Consider the following 330-nt stretch of genomic DNA (forward strand, 5'->3'; position numbering starts at 1 on the left):
CCTCGTTTAAAGCCACGACGCCGTTCCTGTGAAGGGCCTCCACCTCGTTTAGGTGTTCTTTGGCGAGGGCTAAGGCCTCAAGAGCTACGTTAAGGCGCGAGCGCGCCCTCTGGAGGTTGCCTTGACACCACCGGCGGTCCCGCGACAGTTCCTCCAACAACGTCGGAGGGACCTCCTCGTAACTGCCCGAAAGGTCGTGGCTCAGCCAGACCTCAAAACCCGCCCTCTCGCGGCTCAACCCACCTGGTCCGAGCGCCGAAAGGCGGCGGCGGTGAGTCAATTCGGCCAACGGATTGGTCTGGTCCATAAACTGAGAGAGCTGGCTTGACC

The 330-nt window shown here is 61.8% G+C and carries 1 protein-coding gene; it reads right to left on the reverse strand.

Going from position 1 to position 330, the window contains the following annotated elements:
* Nucleotides 1-330: hypothetical protein (locus EZM41_RS04720; protein WP_198469988.1), on the reverse strand; the 330-nt coding region annotated here is incomplete at both ends.

The organism is Acetomicrobium sp. S15 = DSM 107314, assembly GCF_016125955.1.
GTDB lineage: Bacteria > Synergistota > Synergistia > Synergistales > Thermosynergistaceae > Thermosynergistes > Thermosynergistes pyruvativorans.